This is a genomic window from Jiangella muralis, assembly GCF_001270745.1.
In the GTDB taxonomy this organism is placed as follows: domain Bacteria; phylum Actinomycetota; class Actinomycetes; order Jiangellales; family Jiangellaceae; genus Jiangella; species Jiangella muralis.
The window spans coordinates 290,892-307,202 of the sequence record NZ_LFXL01000010.1 but is presented as its reverse complement, the minus strand read 5'-3'; the positions used below and the strand labels follow the sequence as shown (position 1 = coordinate 307,202).

The 16,311-nt window shown below is 71.5% G+C and carries 10 protein-coding genes; 9 read left to right on the top strand and 1 reads right to left on the bottom strand.

Annotation, left to right across the window (positions count from 1 at the left end; genetic code table 11):
• Window positions 1-139: 139 nt before the first annotated feature.
• Window positions 140-1,288 carry an LLM class flavin-dependent oxidoreductase gene (locus tag ACW62_RS19430; protein ID WP_053205752.1) on the top strand — a complete coding sequence of 383 codons (1,149 nt, stop codon included), beginning with the start codon at window positions 140-142 and terminating at the stop codon, window positions 1,286-1,288.
• On the top strand, window positions 1,285-1,932 hold the full coding sequence (locus ACW62_RS19425) for an FMN reductase (protein WP_053205751.1): 648 nt from the start codon (window positions 1,285-1,287) through the stop codon (window positions 1,930-1,932). The genes ACW62_RS19430 and ACW62_RS19425 overlap by 4 nt, the downstream gene beginning before the upstream one ends.
• A 154-nt stretch (window positions 1,933-2,086) precedes the next feature.
• Here the strand turns inward: ACW62_RS19425 and ACW62_RS19420 are convergent, their stop codons facing one another.
• Complete coding sequence (locus tag ACW62_RS19420) at window positions 2,087-3,313, bottom strand: ROK family transcriptional regulator (RefSeq protein WP_205629471.1); 1,227 nt, start codon at window positions 3,311-3,313, stop codon at window positions 2,087-2,089.
• Between the two features lie 111 nt (window positions 3,314-3,424).
• Between ACW62_RS19420 and ACW62_RS19415 the strand changes: the two genes are divergently transcribed.
• From ACW62_RS19415 to ACW62_RS19385, 7 genes are all read left to right on the top strand, one after another.
• Window positions 3,425-4,564, top strand: a complete 1,140-nt coding sequence (locus ACW62_RS19415; protein ID WP_083459939.1) for a Gfo/Idh/MocA family protein — start codon at window positions 3,425-3,427, stop codon at window positions 4,562-4,564.
• Window positions 4,561-6,075 (top strand): sugar ABC transporter ATP-binding protein, encoded by a 1,515-nt coding sequence (locus ACW62_RS19410; RefSeq protein WP_053205748.1) that lies wholly within the window; start codon window positions 4,561-4,563, stop codon window positions 6,073-6,075. The genes ACW62_RS19415 and ACW62_RS19410 overlap by 4 nt, the downstream gene beginning before the upstream one ends.
• Window positions 6,072-7,160: an ABC transporter permease gene (locus ACW62_RS19405; RefSeq protein ID WP_053205747.1), complete on the top strand. Its 1,089-nt coding sequence runs from the start codon at window positions 6,072-6,074 to the stop codon at window positions 7,158-7,160. Before ACW62_RS19410 ends, ACW62_RS19405 begins: the two co-directional genes overlap by 4 nt.
• Complete coding sequence (locus ACW62_RS19400; RefSeq protein ID WP_053205746.1) at window positions 7,157-8,221, top strand: ABC transporter permease; 1,065 nt, start codon at window positions 7,157-7,159, stop codon at window positions 8,219-8,221. The genes ACW62_RS19405 and ACW62_RS19400 overlap by 4 nt, the downstream gene beginning before the upstream one ends.
• Window positions 8,222-8,250: 29 nt before the next feature.
• Window positions 8,251-9,480, top strand: coding sequence for a substrate-binding domain-containing protein (locus tag ACW62_RS19395; RefSeq protein ID WP_053205745.1), 1,230 nt, complete (start codon window positions 8,251-8,253; stop codon window positions 9,478-9,480).
• Window positions 9,481-9,563: 83 nt separating this feature from the next.
• On the top strand, window positions 9,564-10,430 hold the full coding sequence (locus tag ACW62_RS19390; RefSeq protein ID WP_053205744.1) for a sugar phosphate isomerase/epimerase family protein: 867 nt from the start codon (window positions 9,564-9,566) through the stop codon (window positions 10,428-10,430).
• Between the two features lie 164 nt (window positions 10,431-10,594).
• The gene (locus tag ACW62_RS19385) at window positions 10,595-16,270 is read left to right on the top strand and encodes a ThuA domain-containing protein (RefSeq protein ID WP_053205743.1); all 5,676 of its coding nucleotides are present in this window, start codon (window positions 10,595-10,597) and stop codon (window positions 16,268-16,270) included.
• Window positions 16,271-16,311 lie beyond the last annotated feature (41 nt).

Sequence of the window (16,311 nt, the reverse complement as noted above, 5' to 3'; positions counted from 1 at the left end):
AGCCGCACGCTCTGGCGGGTCCGGGTGGCTGCACGAGCGACTCCGGGCGTGACACTCTGGAATACGGGCACACGCCGGCCGGTTGTGGCGGTTAGATTTGGTTGACACGTCAACAGTCGGCGAGAGGGAGTGACGCGAGATGCAGTTCGGGATCTTCACGGTGGGGGACGTGACCACCGATCCCACCACGGGGCGGACGCCTACCGAGAACGAGCGGATCAAGGCGACGGTGGCGATCGCGAGGAAGGCCGAGGAAGTCGGCCTGGACGTGTTCGCGACCGGCGAGCACCACAATCCGCCGTTCATCGCGTCGGCGCCGACGACGACGCTGGCCTACATCGGCGCGCAGACCGAGCGGCTCATCCTCTCGACGGCGACGACGCTGATCACGACGACCGACCCGGTGCTGATCGCGGAGAACTACGCCAAGCTGCAGCACCTGACCGACGGCCGGGTGGACCTGATGATGGGCCGTGGCAACACCGGCCCGGTGTACCCGTGGTTCGGCAAGGACATCCGCGACGGCATCGCGCTGGCTGTGGAGAACTACGCGCTGCTGCACCGCCTGTGGAGGGAGGACGTCGTCGACTGGCAGGGGCGCTTCCGCACCCCGCTGCAGGGCTTCACGTCGACGCCGCGGCCGCTGGACGGCGTGCCGCCGTTCGTGTGGCACGGCTCGATCCGCAGCCCGGAGATCGCCGAGCAGGCGGCCTATTACGGCGACGGGTTCTTCCACAACAACATCTTCTGGCCGATGTCGCACACGAAGCAGATGGTGGGCCTGTACCGCCGCCGCTTCGAGCACTACGGCCACGGCCCGGCCGACACCGCGATCGTGGGGCTCGGCGGGCAGGTGTTCATGCGGCCCAGCTCGCAGGACGCGATCCGCGAGTTCCGGCCCTACTTCGACGTCGCCCCGGTGTACGGCCACGGGCCCTCGCTGGAGGAGTTCATGGACCAGACGCCGCTGACGGTGGGCAGCCCGCAGCAGGTCATCGACCGGTACGCGGCCATGCGCGACGACGTCGGGCACTATCAGCGCCAGCTGTTCCTGATGGACCACGCGGGCCTGCCGCTGGACATCGTCCTGGAGCAGATCGAGATTCTCGGGACCGAGGTCGTGCCGGTGCTGCGCCGCGAGATGGCCGTCGGCCGGCCGGAGCACATCCCCGACGCGCCGACGCACGCGTCGCTGGTCGCGGCGGCCGGCGGGGCGCGCGACGCGACGGTGCACGCCGAGGACGACGTCACCGGCCGGGCGGCGGAGAACGTGGAGGCCGCCCGATGACGACGTCGCGGCGCATCGCGGTGGTGTCGGCGGGGCTGCGCCAGCCGTCGTCGACCCGGCTGCTGGCCGACCGGCTCGCCGACACGGCCGGCCGCCAGTTCGCCGCCCGCGACGTCGACGTCGACCTGCGCGTCGTCGAGCTGCGCGAGCACGCGCACGACCTGACGAACCACCTGCTCAGCGGCTTCCCGAGCGCGTCGCTGGAGCAGGCGATCGGGGCGGTGACGACGGCCGACGGGCTGATCGCGGTGTCGCCGATCTTCACCGCCTCCTACAGCGGCCTGTTCAAGACCTTCTTCGACGTGGTCGAGGCCGACGCGCTCGACGGGATGCCGGTGCTGCTCGGCGCCACCGGCGGCACGGAGCGGCATTCGCTGGCGCTGGAGCACGCGATGCGGCCGCTGTTCACCTACCTGCACGCGATCGTCGTGCCGACGGCGGTGTACGCGGCGACCTCCGACTGGGGCGCGGAGAACGCGGGTGACGGCGACGGCGGCGACGGCGCGGTCCCGACCGGCCTGACCCGGCGCATCGAGCGCGGTGTCCGCGAGTTCACTGAGCTGGTCAGCGACCGTGAGCCGCGCCAGGCGGCCGACCCGTTCGCCGTGCCGACCCCGTTCGAGCAGCTCCTCGCGGAGAACTGACACAAGGCGAGCGACGGGCGCGGCACCCGGCGGAAACGATCAGGTGACGAAACGGCGGCCGTTCGCCGCGGTTGGTCACCTGATCATGGTGTGTCCACCTGGAGATGATCAGGTGACGTAGCGGCCGGGCGGGAGCCGACGTGCCGGCAGGGCGTCAGCTCAGGGCGGCGGCCATCAGCAGGTCGACCTGGGCCGGTGCAAGGGCGTGGTCGATGACCATGACGGCGGCGCCGATGATGCCGGCGCGGTCGCCGGTGCTGGACTGCACGATGCGCAGGTCCTGCGTGGCCAGCGGCAGCGAGCGCCGGTAGACGATCTCGCGGACGCCGGCGATGAGGTGCTCGCCGGCCTGGGAGAGCGACCCGCCGATGACGATGACGGACGGGTTGAACAGGCTCACCGCGGCGGCCAGCACCTCGCCGATGTCGCGGCCGGCCTGCCGGAGCAGTTGCAGCGCCTCGATGTTCCCGCCGCGGGCCAGCCCGACGACGTCGAAGCTGGTGGAGGCCTGGGCGCCGTTGGCGGCCAGCTTGGCGGCGATGGCGGCGCCGCTGGCGACGGCCTCGAGGCAGCCGGTGTTGCCGCAGCGGCAGACGACGTCGGTGCCGTGCGGCAGTTGCAGGTGCCCCATGTCGCCGGCGGCGCCCTGGGCGCCGCGGTGCAGCCGGCCGTCGCTGATCAGGCCGCTGCCGATGCCGGTGGCGACCTTGACGAACATCATGTGCGGCGCGTCGCTCCACGCCACGTGGTGCTCGCCCAGCGCCATGATGTTGACGTCGTTGTCGACCAGCGAGACCGCGCCGAACCGGTCCTGCAGGTAGCCCTGCACGTCGAAGCCGTCCCAGCCGGGCATGATCGGCGGGCTGACGGGGCGGCCGGTGGAGTGCTCGACCGGGCCGGGCAGGCCGAGCCCGACGCCGAGGAGGTCGGCGGGGTCGCGGCCGGCGTCCCGGATCAGCTCGTGGCCGACGCGGTCGACCCAGTCGAGGACGGTCTCGGGACCGGCGGCGACCAGCAGGTCGTCGGCGGACTGGGCCAGCACCTGGGCAGCGAGGTCGGTGAGCGCGAGCCGGGCGTGCGTGGCGCCGATGTCGGCGGCCAGCACGTACCTGGCGTTGGGGTTGAACGCGAACCGGGTGGGCGGCCGTCCTCCGGTGGAGGCGGCCTTGTCGGCCGGGCCGATCAGGTTGCTCGCCAGCAGGGCGTCGACGCGCTGGGTGACGGTCGAACGGGCCAGGCCGGTCTCGGCCGCCAGTTCGGCGCGCGTGCGGGGGCGGCCGTCGCGCAGCAATTGGAACAGCGACCCCGCCGAGTACATGGAAGCGCCGTCTGGCTGGACGTTTGCCGGCCGTGACGTCGTGACGCCTACGCCTTCGAGCATGTCACTAGTGAAACACACCCGACTTCTTTCCGTACAACATCCGCACATGCGGTAACGACCGCGCAACTTTTGCTTGACGTGCATGCAAAAGTGCCTCTAAGTTCCTCTGCCATGGCAGTGACTCCGATCACAGACCGCGCGGCCGGTGCGGATTCCTTCCCCGAGCCGGGGTACCGGGCAGCGATCGTCGGGACCGGCTTCATGGGCCGGGTGCACGCGCGGGCGGTCCAGGTGGCCGGCGGCCGGGTGGTCGGAGCCGTCGGCTCCACCCCGGAGCGCGCGGCCGCGGCGCTGGGCGAGCTGCAGGCCGACGCGGTCTACTCGACCCTCGACGACCTGCTGGACCGCGCCGACGTCGACGTCGTCCACGTGTGCACCCCCAACCACCTGCACGAGCCGGTCGTGCTCGCAGCGCTGGCCGCCGGCAAGCACGTCGTGTGCGAGAAGCCGCTCGCGACCTCCACCGAGGCCGCCGACGCGATGACCGCCGCCGCCCGCGAAGCCGGCCGGATCGCCGCCGTCCCGTTCGTCTACCGCTTCCACCCGATGGTCCGTGAGGCCCGCGAGCGGGTCCGCGCCGGCGAGGTGGGCAGCATCTTCCTCGCCCACGGCAGCTACCTGCAGGACTGGCTGCTGCACCCGACCGACGACAACTGGCGGGTCGACCCACGCCTCGGCGGCCCGACCCGTGCGTTCGGCGACATCGGCTCGCACTGGTGCGACCTGCTGGAGTTCGTGACGGGGGAGCGCATCGCCCGGCTCTCGGCGCAGTCGTCGACGGTGAACAAGCTGCGCGGCGTCGAGACGCTGCGCGACGTCACCACCGAGGACGTCGTGATCGTCCAGTTCGCCACCCGGACCGGCGCGATCGGCTCGGTCGTCGTCAGCCAGGTGTCGGCCGGGCGCAAGAATCGGCTGCTGCTGGAGGTGTCCGGCTCGCGCGGCTCGCTCGCGTTCGACCAGGAGAACCCCGAGCAGCTGTGGTGGGGCGGACGCGAGCGCAGCAGCCAGCTGGTCCGCGACCCGGAGACGCTCAGCTCGCCAGCCGCCCGGTACGCCCGGGTCCCGGCCGGCCACTCGCAGGGCTACCAGGACTGCTTCGACGCGTTCGTCGCCGACACCCAGGCGGCCATCGGCGGCGACATCCCGGACGGCCTGCCCACGTTCGACGACGGCCTGCGCGCCGCCCGGCTGGCCGAGGCCGTCGTGACGTCGGCCCGCGAGAACGAGTGGGTGGAGGTTCCCGAATGAGCGGTGTGGCCAGCCCTGCCACGACCCTGCTGCGGATGAGCGGCATCGAGAAGTCGTTCCTCGGCGTCCAGGTGCTGCACGGCGTCGACCTCGACCTGCGCGCGGGCGAGGTGCACGCGCTGATCGGCGAGAACGGTGCCGGCAAGTCGACGCTGATGAAGATCCTCGCCGGCGTCTACCAGGCGGACGGCGGCACGGTGCAGCTCGACGGCGAGACCGTCGCCTTCGAGCACCCGCTGCTGGCCCAGCAGGCCGGCGTGTCGACCGTGTTCCAGGAGTTCAACCTGCTGCCGGAGCGGACCGTCGCCGAGAACGTGTTCCTCGGCCGCGAGCCGCGCCGCAACCGGCTGGTGGACGCCGGCCGGATGAACGCCGACACAGCGGCGCTGCTGGACGACCTCGGGCTGACCTGGCTGCGGCCGGAGACCCGGGTCAGCTCGCTGTCGGTGGCCGGCCAGCAGATCGTCGAGATCGTCAAGGCGCTGTCCTACGACGCGCGGATCATCTCGATGGACGAGCCGACCGCGGCGCTGGCCGACGAGGAGGTGGAGCTGCTCTACCGCCTCATCGCGAAGTTGAAGGAGCGCGGCGTCGCCATCCTCTACGTCTCGCACCGGCTCAAGGAGATCTTCGACCTGTCCGACCGGGTGACGATCCTCAAGGACGGCGCGCTGGTCGACACCGTCGCCACGTCCGACATCACCTCGGACGAGCTGGTCCGCAAGATGGTCGGCCGGCCGATCGCCAGCTTCTTCCCGGACAAGCTGCCCGGCACCGAGGCCGGCGACGTCCGCCTCGAGATCCGCCAGGGCGGCAACGAGCAGCTCGACGGCATCGACCTGGACGTCCGCGGCGGCGAGATCGTCGCGCTGGCCGGGCTGCAGGGCAGCGGGCGCACCGAGATCGCGCACGCCCTGTTCGGCGTCGACCGGTTCACCCGCGGCACGGTGCGCCTCGACGGCCGCCCGCTCACCGCGCGCACGCCGCGTCAGGCGGTGCGGGCCGGGCTGGCGCTGGTGACCGAGGACCGCAAGGGCGAGGGCCTGGTGCTCAACCAGTCCATCGCCGCGAACGCCCGGCTGGTGCTGGACGCCGTCCTGCCGCGCCGCGCGTCGCAGGGGGCCCGGCGGATCCCCGGCATCCTGTCGTCGCTGGAGCTGGTCTCGCGCGGCAGCAGCCAGGAGGTGCGGTTCCTGTCCGGCGGCAACCAGCAGAAGGTCGTGCTGGCCAAGTGGCTGGCCACCGAACCGAAGGTGATCGTGCTCGACGAGCCCACCCGCGGCATCGACGTCGGCGCGAAGGAACGGGTCTACACGCTGATGCGCGAGCTGTCGGCGCAGGGCGTGGCGATCCTGATGATCTCGTCCGAGTTGCCCGAGGTCATCGGCATGGCCGACCGCATCGTCGTCCTGCGCGATGGCCGTGTCGCCGGGGAACTGCCCGCCGGCGCCGATGAGGAGACGGTGATGGCACTGGCCACGGGCCACGAGACCGAAGGGACGAAGCGATGAGCCGCGCGGTCGCGGTCGCCGGGACCGGGAAGGCCGCCCGCCGCCGGCTGGGCGCCACCGAGCTGGTGTGGCTGGCGCTGGCCGGGGTGCTCGTCATCGGCGCGATCCTGGTGGCGCTGGACGACCAGAACCTGTTCAGCATCGCCAACACCCGCGACATCCTGAGCCGGTCCAGCCTGCTCGGGTTCGTCGCCATCGGCCAGACGCTGGTCATCCTGTGCCGGTCGCTGGACCTGTCCGTCGGCTACGTGATGGCGCTGAGCAGCCTGATCGCGGCGACGACGATGAACGGCGACCCCGCGCGGGTGCCGCTGGCGATCGTCGCCGTGCTGCTGGTGGCCGGCGGGATCGGCCTGTGCAACGGCCTGATCGTGTCGGTGCTGAAGGTCAACCCGTTCATCGCGACGCTCGGCGTCGGCCTCATCATCAAGGGCTACCTGGACACCGAGTACCAGGGCCCGGCCGGCGCCGTGCCCAGCTCGTTCCAGCAGTTCGGCTTCAGCCGCATCGGCCCGGTGCCGCTGTCGACGCTGGTCATGCTGGCCGTCGCGGTGGCCGGCATCCTGTTCCTGCGCAAGACCCGCACCGGCTACCACATGTTCGCCGTCGGCGGCAGCGCGGACGTCGCGCGGCTGTCCGGCATCCGCACCGGCCGGGTGCTGGTGACGGCGCACGTGCTCTGCTCGATCGCGGCGGGCATCGCCGGCCTGCTGATCGCGGCCCGGTTCGGCACCGGCAGCGCGCTGGTCTACAACTCCGGCTACGACCTGGAGTCGATCGCGGCGGTGGTGCTCGGTGGGACGCTGCTGCTGGGCGGCCGCGGCGGCATCGCCGGGACGATCGCCGGCGTGCTGATCCTGGCCGTGCTCGACACCGTCTTCAACATCCTCGCGGTCGACCCGTTCTTCAAGGACGTGCTGCGCGGCACCATCATCGTCGCCGCCGTCGCGATCTACGCCCGCCGGCAGATCGACCGGAAGGCCAGCCGCGTCAGGTTCGGCGGTGACGGCGGCAGCGGCGGCACCGCGCCACCCGAACCGAGGCCGGACCAGCCGACGCCAGAGCTCGCGGGAGGCTCCCGATGACCGTCACCACGCGGCAGCCGGCTCAGGGGCCCGCCCCGCAGCGCAGCGCCGGCTCGCGCGCCGGCGAGTTGCTCGCGCGCGTCTTCGGCGGCGGCAGCGGCACGGTCTTCGCCCTGCTCATCGTCGTGTTCGCGGCGATCTTCATCGTCAACCCGGGCTTCGCCGAGCCGCCGTCGCTGATGGCGTTCCTCAAGCAGGCCGCGCCGCTGATGATCCTGGCCATCGGCCAGTACTTCGTCATCGTGTCCGGCGAGTTCGACCTGTCGGTCGGGTCGCTGGTCGGCGCGCAGGTGGTCATCGCCGCCGCGCTGATCGACGGCGAGGAGGGCCGCACGGTCCCCGTCATCCTGCTGATGCTCGGCTTCGGCATCCTCGTCGGCCTGGTCAACGGGCTGATCACCACGCTGCTCAAGGTGCAGTCGTTCATCACGACGCTCGGCATGATGCTGGTGCTCTACGGCGCGATCCGGTTGTGGACCGGTGGCGCGCCGACCGGCGCCCTGTCCGAGGCGTTCCGCCAGCCCGGACGCGGCGGCATCGACATGTCGGTCGTACGGCAACTGCCATGGGCGCTGATGATCCTGATCGGGATCGTCATCATCGCCGTGGCGGTCATGCGCAGCTCGTACGGCCGCACGTTGATCGCCACCGGCGACAACGATCGCGCCGCGGGGTTCTCCGGCGTCCGGGTCTGGCGGGTGCGCACGCTGGCGTTCGTCATGTCCAGCGTGGCGGCCACGGTGGCCGCGATCCTCATCGGCGGCTACGCCGGTGTCACGGCGCAGGTGGGGCAGGGGCTGGAGTTCACCGCGATCACGGCGGTGGTGCTCGGCGGCGCCGCGCTCGGCGGCGGCCGCGGCTGGGTCGTGGCGGCGATGGCCGGCGCGCTCACCCTCGAGGCCCTGTTCGTCCTGTTCAACCAGTTGAGCATGCCGTCGACCATCCGGCCGGCGGTTCAAGGCGTGATCATCATCGCGGCCGTCGCCTATGCGGCCCGTGAGAGGGCGCGTCCCCGGCACCACCAGGAAGTTCCGTCCCAACAGCAATCGAACGAAGCCTGATTGTGATCGTCACCCAAGGAGGGGGAACGATGCGCACTACGCGCGCTCTACTGGCGGCAGCGGCTGCCGCGGCCCTGATGCTCGCGGCCTGCACCACCGACGAGCCGTCCGACACCGCGGCGCCCGACGAGACCGCGGCCGCCAGCGAGGACCCGGGCGCCGGGGGCGAGGACGAGGAGACGACCGACGGCGAGTTCTTCGTCCGCGCCGACTACGACCGTCAGCTGGCCCAGCGTGACATCGCGCCCGAGGGCGACCCGGCCACCCCGTGGCTGCAGGCGATCGAGCCGGAGTACGTCGACACCGCGCAGTACGCGCAGGACGGCAACACGCTCTGCTTCTCGAACGCCTCGGTGAGCAACCCGTGGCGGGTCACCGGCTGGATCACGATGCAGCAGCAGGTCGAGGTACTGCAGCAGCAGGGCCTGATCGGCGAGTTCCGGGTCTCCGACGCCGCGGACGACGACAACAAGCAGATCTCCGACATCCAGGCGTTCATCGACGCCGGGGACTGCAACGCGATCATCATCTCGCCGTCGACGACGGCCACCCTGACCCCGGCGGTCGAGGCGGCCTGCGCGAGCGGCGTGCCGGTCATCGTGTTCGACCGCGGTGTCAACAGCGACTGCATGGTGACGTTCATCCACCCGATCGGCGGCTACGCCTACGGCGCCGACGGCGCGGAGTTCCTGGTCGAGAACCTGGAGCCGGGCTCGACCGTCCTGCCGCTGCGCATCCTGCCGGGTGTCGACGTGCTGGAGAACCGCTGGGCGGCGGCGCAGGAGATCTTCGCCGACAGCGAGCTGGAGATCCTCGGCGACGAGTTCACCGGCGGCGACGGCGCGGAGATCAAGAACCTGGTCACGCAGGCGCTGCAGCGCGGTGAGGTCGACGGCATTTGGATGGACGCCGGTGACGGCGCCGTCGCGGCGGTCGAGGCGTTCGAGGACACCGGCAACGACTACCCGGTCATGGTCGGCGAGGACGAGCTGAGCTTCCTGCGCAAGTGGCAGGAGACCGGCATGACCGCCGTCGCACCTGTGTACTCGAACTTCCAGTGGCGCACCCCGATCCTCGCCGCGACGATGATCTGGGCCGGCGAGCAGGTGCCGGTGGAGTGGGTGCTCCCGCAGGACGAGATCACCGAGGACGACCGCGACGAGTTCCTCGACCGCAACGCCGATATGCCCAGCCTGCACTACGCCAAGTTCGGCGGCGAGGACCTGCCGGGCTTCCCGGCGGCCTGGCAGGACCGCTGAGGTACACCGTTCACCCCGCCGATCACCGGTACGCCGCAGCGTGCCGGTGATCGGCGGGGCCCCGGGGAGAGGAGTCCCGACCGATGACCCGACGCTTCGGGGTCAACACGTGGGTGTGGACGTCGCCGCTCACGGACGCCGCGCTGGCCGAGCTGGCGCCGCGGATCAGTGGCTGGGGGTTCGACGTCGTCGAGCTGCCGGTCGAGAACCCGGGCGACTGGGACCCCGCGCACGCCGCGAAGGTGCTCGGCGATCACGGCCTGACGGCGGCGGTCGCGCTGGTCATGGGCGACGGCCGCGAGCTGGTCGCGACCGGCCCGGATACCGTCGCCCGCACCCGTGACTATCTGCGGCACGTCGTCGACGTCGCCGCGACGGTGGGCGCGCCGGCCATCGCCGGACCCGCGTACGCGTCGGTCGGGCGGACCTGGCGGATGACGCCGTCCGAGCGGGCGGACCGGTACGCCGAGCTGCGTGACGGCCTCGGCCCCGTGGTCGAGCACGCCCGCGCCGCCGGCGTCACCGTCGCCGTCGAGCCGCTGAATCGGTACGAGACCAGCTTGATCAACACCGTCGACCAGGCGCTCGAGGCGATCGAGGGGCTCCCGGCCGACGGCATCGGGCTGGCGCTCGACGTCTACCACATGAACATCGAGGAGCAGTCCGTCACCGGGGCGATCGCACGGGCCGCCGGCCGCATCGCACACGTGCAGGTGTGCGCCAACGACCGCGGCGCGCCGGGCGCGGACCACCTCGACTGGCCCGGCATCGTCGCCGCCCTGGACGCGGCGGGCTACACCGGCCCGCTCGTCATCGAGTCCTTCACCGCCGACAACGCGACCATCGCCACCGCGGCGTCCATCTGGCGGCCGCTGGCCGCGAGCCAGGACGCGATCGCCGTCGACGGCCTGGCCTTCCTGAGGGGAGTGGTACCGCAGCAGCACGCCTGAGCAGCACCGTCCGACCGTCGGCGCCGGCACGCCGCGGGGTTTCGAGTAGCAGCGTCGCACTTCCCCTGGAGGAACCCCTCATGTTCGTGTCTCTACGCCAGCGATGGGCCCGGCTCCTGGCCGTAGCCCTCGCCGCCGTGTTGGCGATACCACTCCTGACAGCGATGCCGTCGACGGCTCACGAAGGTGAGCACGGCGAGGCGGCGCACGTCCTGATCTTCACCAAGACCACCCAGTTCCGGCACACCGAGGCGATCACGCAGGGTGTGCCCGCGCTGCAGGCGGCGTTCGAGGCCGCCGGCATCACCTCGGAGCACACCGAGGACTCGTCGATCTTCAACGACGAGGACCTGTCCCACTTCGACGCGCTGGTGATGTTCCAGGCGTCCGGCGACCCGTGGACGGCCGAGGAGAAGGCCGCCATGGAGCGCTACCAGCAGGCCGGCGGCGGCATCGTCGCCATCCACAACGCCGCGGACATGCGCGGCAACTACGCCTGGTGGGACAACCTGATCGGCGCGCTGATGCCGGGCCACGCGGCCACCGGCTCCAGTCCGGGCCTGCCCGGCACCGTCCGCGTCGAGGACGGCACCCACCCGTCGACGGCCCAGCTGCCGCAGCGCTGGGAGCGCGCCGACGAGTGGTACAACTTCTCGGCCAACGTCCGCGGCACGGCGCACGTGCTGGCGACGATGGACGAGACCACCTACGACCCGGGCGGCAACGCCCAGGGCTACGACCACCCGATCTCCTGGTGCAAGCCGTACGACGGCGGACGCGCCTGGGTGACGGCGATGGGTCACTTCGGCGCGCATTACACACAGGAGCCGGACTTCGTCCAGCACATCGTCGGCGGCGTTCAGTGGGCCGCGGGCGTGGCCGAGGGCGACTGCGGCGGCACCGTGTGGGAGCAGTTCGAGCGGGTGCCGCTGGACCAGAACACCAGCGCGCCGTTCGCGATGGACGTCGCGCCGGACGGCCGGGTGTTCTACACCGAGCTGGTCCGCGGGCAGATCCGCGTGTACGACCCGGCCACCCAGGTCACGGGGACGGCCATCACCATCCCGGTGTACTCCGGCGGTGAGGACGGCCTGATGGGCATCGCGCTGGATCCGAACTTCGCCGAGAACGGGCACCTGTTCGTGTACCACTCGAAGGCCAGTACCAACGACTCCGATCCGGCGAACTTCATCAGCACGCTGTCGCGCTTCACCGTCGGCGCGGGCTCGCAGATCGACCCCGCGTCGGAGGTCGTCGTGCTCGAGGTGCCCGCCCGCCGGCTCCCGGACGAGCCCGGCCACACCGGCGGCGGCCTGGAGTTCGGCCCGGACGGCAGCCTCTACCTGTCCGTCGGCGACGACGTGAACCCGCACTCGGAGCCGTCGGGCGGCTACGCCCCGCTGTCCGAGCGCGACGGCACCTTCCACGACGCCCGTGAGACGTCGGCCAACACCAACGACCTGCGCGGCAAGATCCTGCGGATCACCCCGCAGCCGGACGGCGGCTACACGATCCCCGAGGGCAACCTGTTCGCGCCCGGGACCGAGGGTACCCGCCCGGAGATCTTCGCGATGGGCTTCCGCAACCCGTTCCGGTTCTCCGTCGACCCGAAGACGGGCTGGCTGGGCGTCGCCGACTACGGCCCGGACAACGGCAGCAACAACCCGAGCCGGGGCCCGGCCGGCATGGTCGAGTGGAACCTGATCAAGGAGCCCGGCTTCTACGGCTGGCCGCTGTGCATCGGCCCGAACACGCCGTACCTGGACGTCGACTACCGCACCAACCCGGTGACCGTCGGCGAGCCGTTCGACTGCGCCAACCCGGTCAACGACTCCGTCCGCAACACCGGCCTGACCGAGCTGCCGCCGGCCCAGGAGCCGGAGCTGTGGTACGGCTACCAGACCTCGTCCGTCCCGTCGGTGATCCCGGCCGGCGGCGGGCTGGCGCCGATGGGTGGCCCGTTCTACGACTACGACCCGGACCTGGTGTCGGACACCAAGTTCCCGGAGTACTACGACGGCAAGCCGTTCTTCTACGAGTGGGCGAAGAACAAGATGTACTCGCTGGACCTCAACGAGGAGACCAGCGCGCTGGAGAAGATCAACCCGTTCCTGCCAGGTGAGCAGTGGATGGCGCCGATCGACTCGTCGTTCGGGCCCGAGGGCTCGATGTACGTGCTCGACTGGGGTGGTGGCTTCGGCCGCGACAACCCGAACTCGGGCCTGTACCGCGTCGACTACGTGTCCGGCTCGCGCTCGCCGGTGGCGCACGCGACGGCCACGCCCGACTCCGGCCAGGCGCCGCTGGCCGTCCAGCTGGACGGCACCGGCAGCACCGACCCGGAGAACGAGACGCTCACCTATGAGTGGGACTTCACCGGCGACGGCACCGTCGACTCCACCGACGCGCAGGCGTCGTTCACCTACACCGAGAACGGCGTCTACAACGCCCGCCTCACGGTGACCGACCCCGCGGGCAAGACCGGTACCACCACGGTGCCGATCACCGTCGGCAACACCCGGCCCGAGGTCGACTTCGACGTGCCTCCGGACGGCTCGTTCTTCGACTTCGGCGACACGGTCGCGTGGGACCTCAGCGTCAGCGACGCGGAGGACGAGACCATCGACGACGCCGACGTCATCATCCAGCCGGCCCTCGGCCACGACGAGCACGCCCACCCGGCCGACCCGCTCAGCGGGCGCACCGGTCAGGTGACGACGGCGCTCGGCGGCGGCCACGGCGAGGACATGAACGTGTTCTACGTCCTCGACGGCCGGTACACCGACGGCGGCGGCGTGGACGGTGTCCCGGCGCTGACCGGCTCGGACCTCACCCGGTTGTTCCCGCGGCAGCGGGAGGGCGAGTTCTACACCGCCGCGCAGGGCGTCACCACCGGCTCGTCGCGCGACGTCGAGGGGCACGGCACCGCGGTCGCCGGCCAGGACGGCGCGTGGGCGTCGTACGACCCGGTCAACCTGTACAACGTCGACGCGCTCGTGCTGCGGGCGGCGTCGGTGACGGGCGGCCCGATCGAGCTGCGTCGCGACGCGCCCGACGGCCCGCTGCTCGGCACCGGCGAGGTCCCGGCGACGGGGCCGGGCACGTACGCCGACGTTCGTGTCGAGGTCGACGACCCGGGCGAGAGCTTCGTGCTCTACGCCGTGTTCCCGGGCGTCGGCGAGCGGCGGCTGAACTTCATCGAGGCCGACGGCAAGGGCGCGGCCACGACGACGAAGCCGAAGGTCGCCATCACGTCGCCGACGCCGTCCGACGAGCTGGAGCTGGGCGACGTCCAGGTCACGGCCGAGGCCGGCGACGCGGAGAACACGGTCACGCAGGTCGAGTTCTTCGTCGGCGACGAGTCCATCGGGGTCGACACCGAGGCGCCGTACGAGGCGACGTGGACGGTGACCGAGGAGCAGCGCTACCAGCTGACCGCGGTCGCCACCAACGACAACGGCGCCACGACGACGTCGCGGATCGTGCAGGTGGAGATCGGCGACCTGTACGGCGACTGGCTGACGTTCTCGCACGCCAGCGCGAACGGCACCTTCGACCGTCCGGACAACAACACCTGGGTGGTCGAGTCCGGCGGCGGCAACATGTGGCAGGGGACGGACGAGTACAGCGCCGTGTACCTGCCCGGCGCGGCCGGGGCCACCGGCGACCAGTGGACGGCGACGGCCAAGGTGGTCAGCCAGACCAACTCGAACAACTCCGCCAAGGCCGGCCTGATCATCCGCAACGACGTCACACAGCCGGGCGTCTCGCCGGGCTACGCGGCGATGACGATGCGCGCGGGCAGCAGCTTCGAGTGGCTGCGCGACAGTGACGGGAACGGCCAGCTCGACGCCAGCACCGGCGCCGGCCAGCACGGCTACCCGGCGTGGGTGCGGATCGTCCGCGACGGCGACCTCTACACGTCGTACTGGAGCCGCGACGGCGAGACGTTCACGCAGGTGGGCGAGCCGGTGGCGCTGGCGGGGGCGACCGACGTCCAGGACATCGGCCTGGCCGTCACCGCGCACAGCGGCACCGCCCGCACCACGGCGACGTTCACCGACTTCACGCTGGTGGACGGGCTGCCCGGGCCGGACCCGGAGCCGGAGGACCCGCCGGTGTGCCTGCTGACGGGGTCGGACCAGTTCGACGGGTCCGAGCTCAACGCCCGCCGGTGGACGACGGTGCGCAGCGCCGACGGCCTCCCGGTGAGCGTCGCCGACGGCGGCCTGGTGCTGCCGGTCACCAACGGCGACATCAACGAGGGAGTCGACGGCCCGATCAGCTACGCCGGCCAGCCCACCCGCGACGGTGAGTGGACCGTCGAGACCGCGGTCTCGGTGGAGCACACCCGCGAGTGGCAGCACGCCGGCCTGCTGATGCACGGCACCGACGACGACTACGTCAAACTGGCCTTCACCCGCACCAGCTCGGGCGGCCGGATCCTCGAGTTCCAGACCGAGGCCGGCGGCACCCGCACCTGGCACGCCAACGTCACGCTGCCGGCGGACTTCCCGTCGACGGCGCACCTGCGGCTGGCCAGCGACGGTGAGCAGGTGACGGCGGCCTATTCGGCCGACGGCTCGTCGTGGACGGCGCTCGCCGGCGCGGCGCAGGTGATCGACGACTCGACGATCGGCCCGATGGCGGCCGGCGACACGGCGGCGCACTCGGTGGACGCGGTCTTCGACCACTTCACCATCACGCCCGACGTCGCCGACGACGACGGCTCGCGCGAGCCGTCCGACGAGTTCGACGGCAGCGCGGTCGACGGCTGCCGGTGGAACTCGGTGGTGCGCTACGACTCGTCCGCGGTGACGGTGGCCGACGGCAACCTGAGCATCGAGACGCAGCCGGGCGACATCAACGGGCCGGCCAACGAGGACCCGAGCAACTTCATCCTGCAGCGGGTTCCCGACGGGGACTGGACCATCGAGACGCGGCTGACGCCGACGATGCTGCACCAGTGGCAGCTGGCCGGTCTCATGGTCTACGGCGATGACGACAACTACGTGAAGTTCGACGTCATCGCCCAGAACTCCGCGGGCGCGGCGACGAACCTGCACGCCGAGCTCGTCTCGGAGAAGGGTGGCCAGTTCGGCAACGGCGGCAACCGCAACATCGACATCCCGGACACCAGCGAGAGCGGCTGGTTCTACCTCCGGATGACGAAGAGCGGCGACACCTACACCGCGGAGATCAGCGACGGCGGGGTCAACTGGACCTCGCTGGGCGACCCGGTCACCAACGACGCCGAGCTCACCTCGTTCGGCCTGATGGCGATCGGCCCGCAGCAGACCCAGCCGGTCACGGTGGCGTTCGACTACTTCCGTGTCAGCACGGACCAGCCGGACACCACCCCGCCGGTGATCACGGTCGAGGGTGTCGCCGACGGCGGCGGCTACGACCTGGCCACCGGGCTGGAGCTGAGCGCCACGGCGACCGACGACGTGTCCGGCGAGGTGGCGGCGTCGCTCACGCTGGACGGCGCCGCCGTCGAGAACCCGTCGACGGTCACGCCGGAGCTGGGGGCGCACACGCTGGTCGCCACGGCCGTCGACGAGGCGGGCAACGCCGCGGAGACGACCGTCGCGTTCGAGGTCGTCGCCACGTACGACGGCGCGAAGGCGCTGGTGCAGCGGTACCGCGCGGACGGCACGGTGCAGCGTTCCGTGGCCACCCAGATGTCCACGCACCTGGCCAACGCCGAGCGGCTGGCCGGGACGTCGGGCGCGGTGACCTCGCTGGACCGCTACCAGGCGCTGGCCGAGGGGGTGACGGACGAGACCGCGCGCGGCTGGCTGCTGGCATACGCCGACGCGCTGCGGGCTCAGCTGTAGCACCTCAGCAGTGAACGTGCCGGGCGGCGGTGGTCATCGTC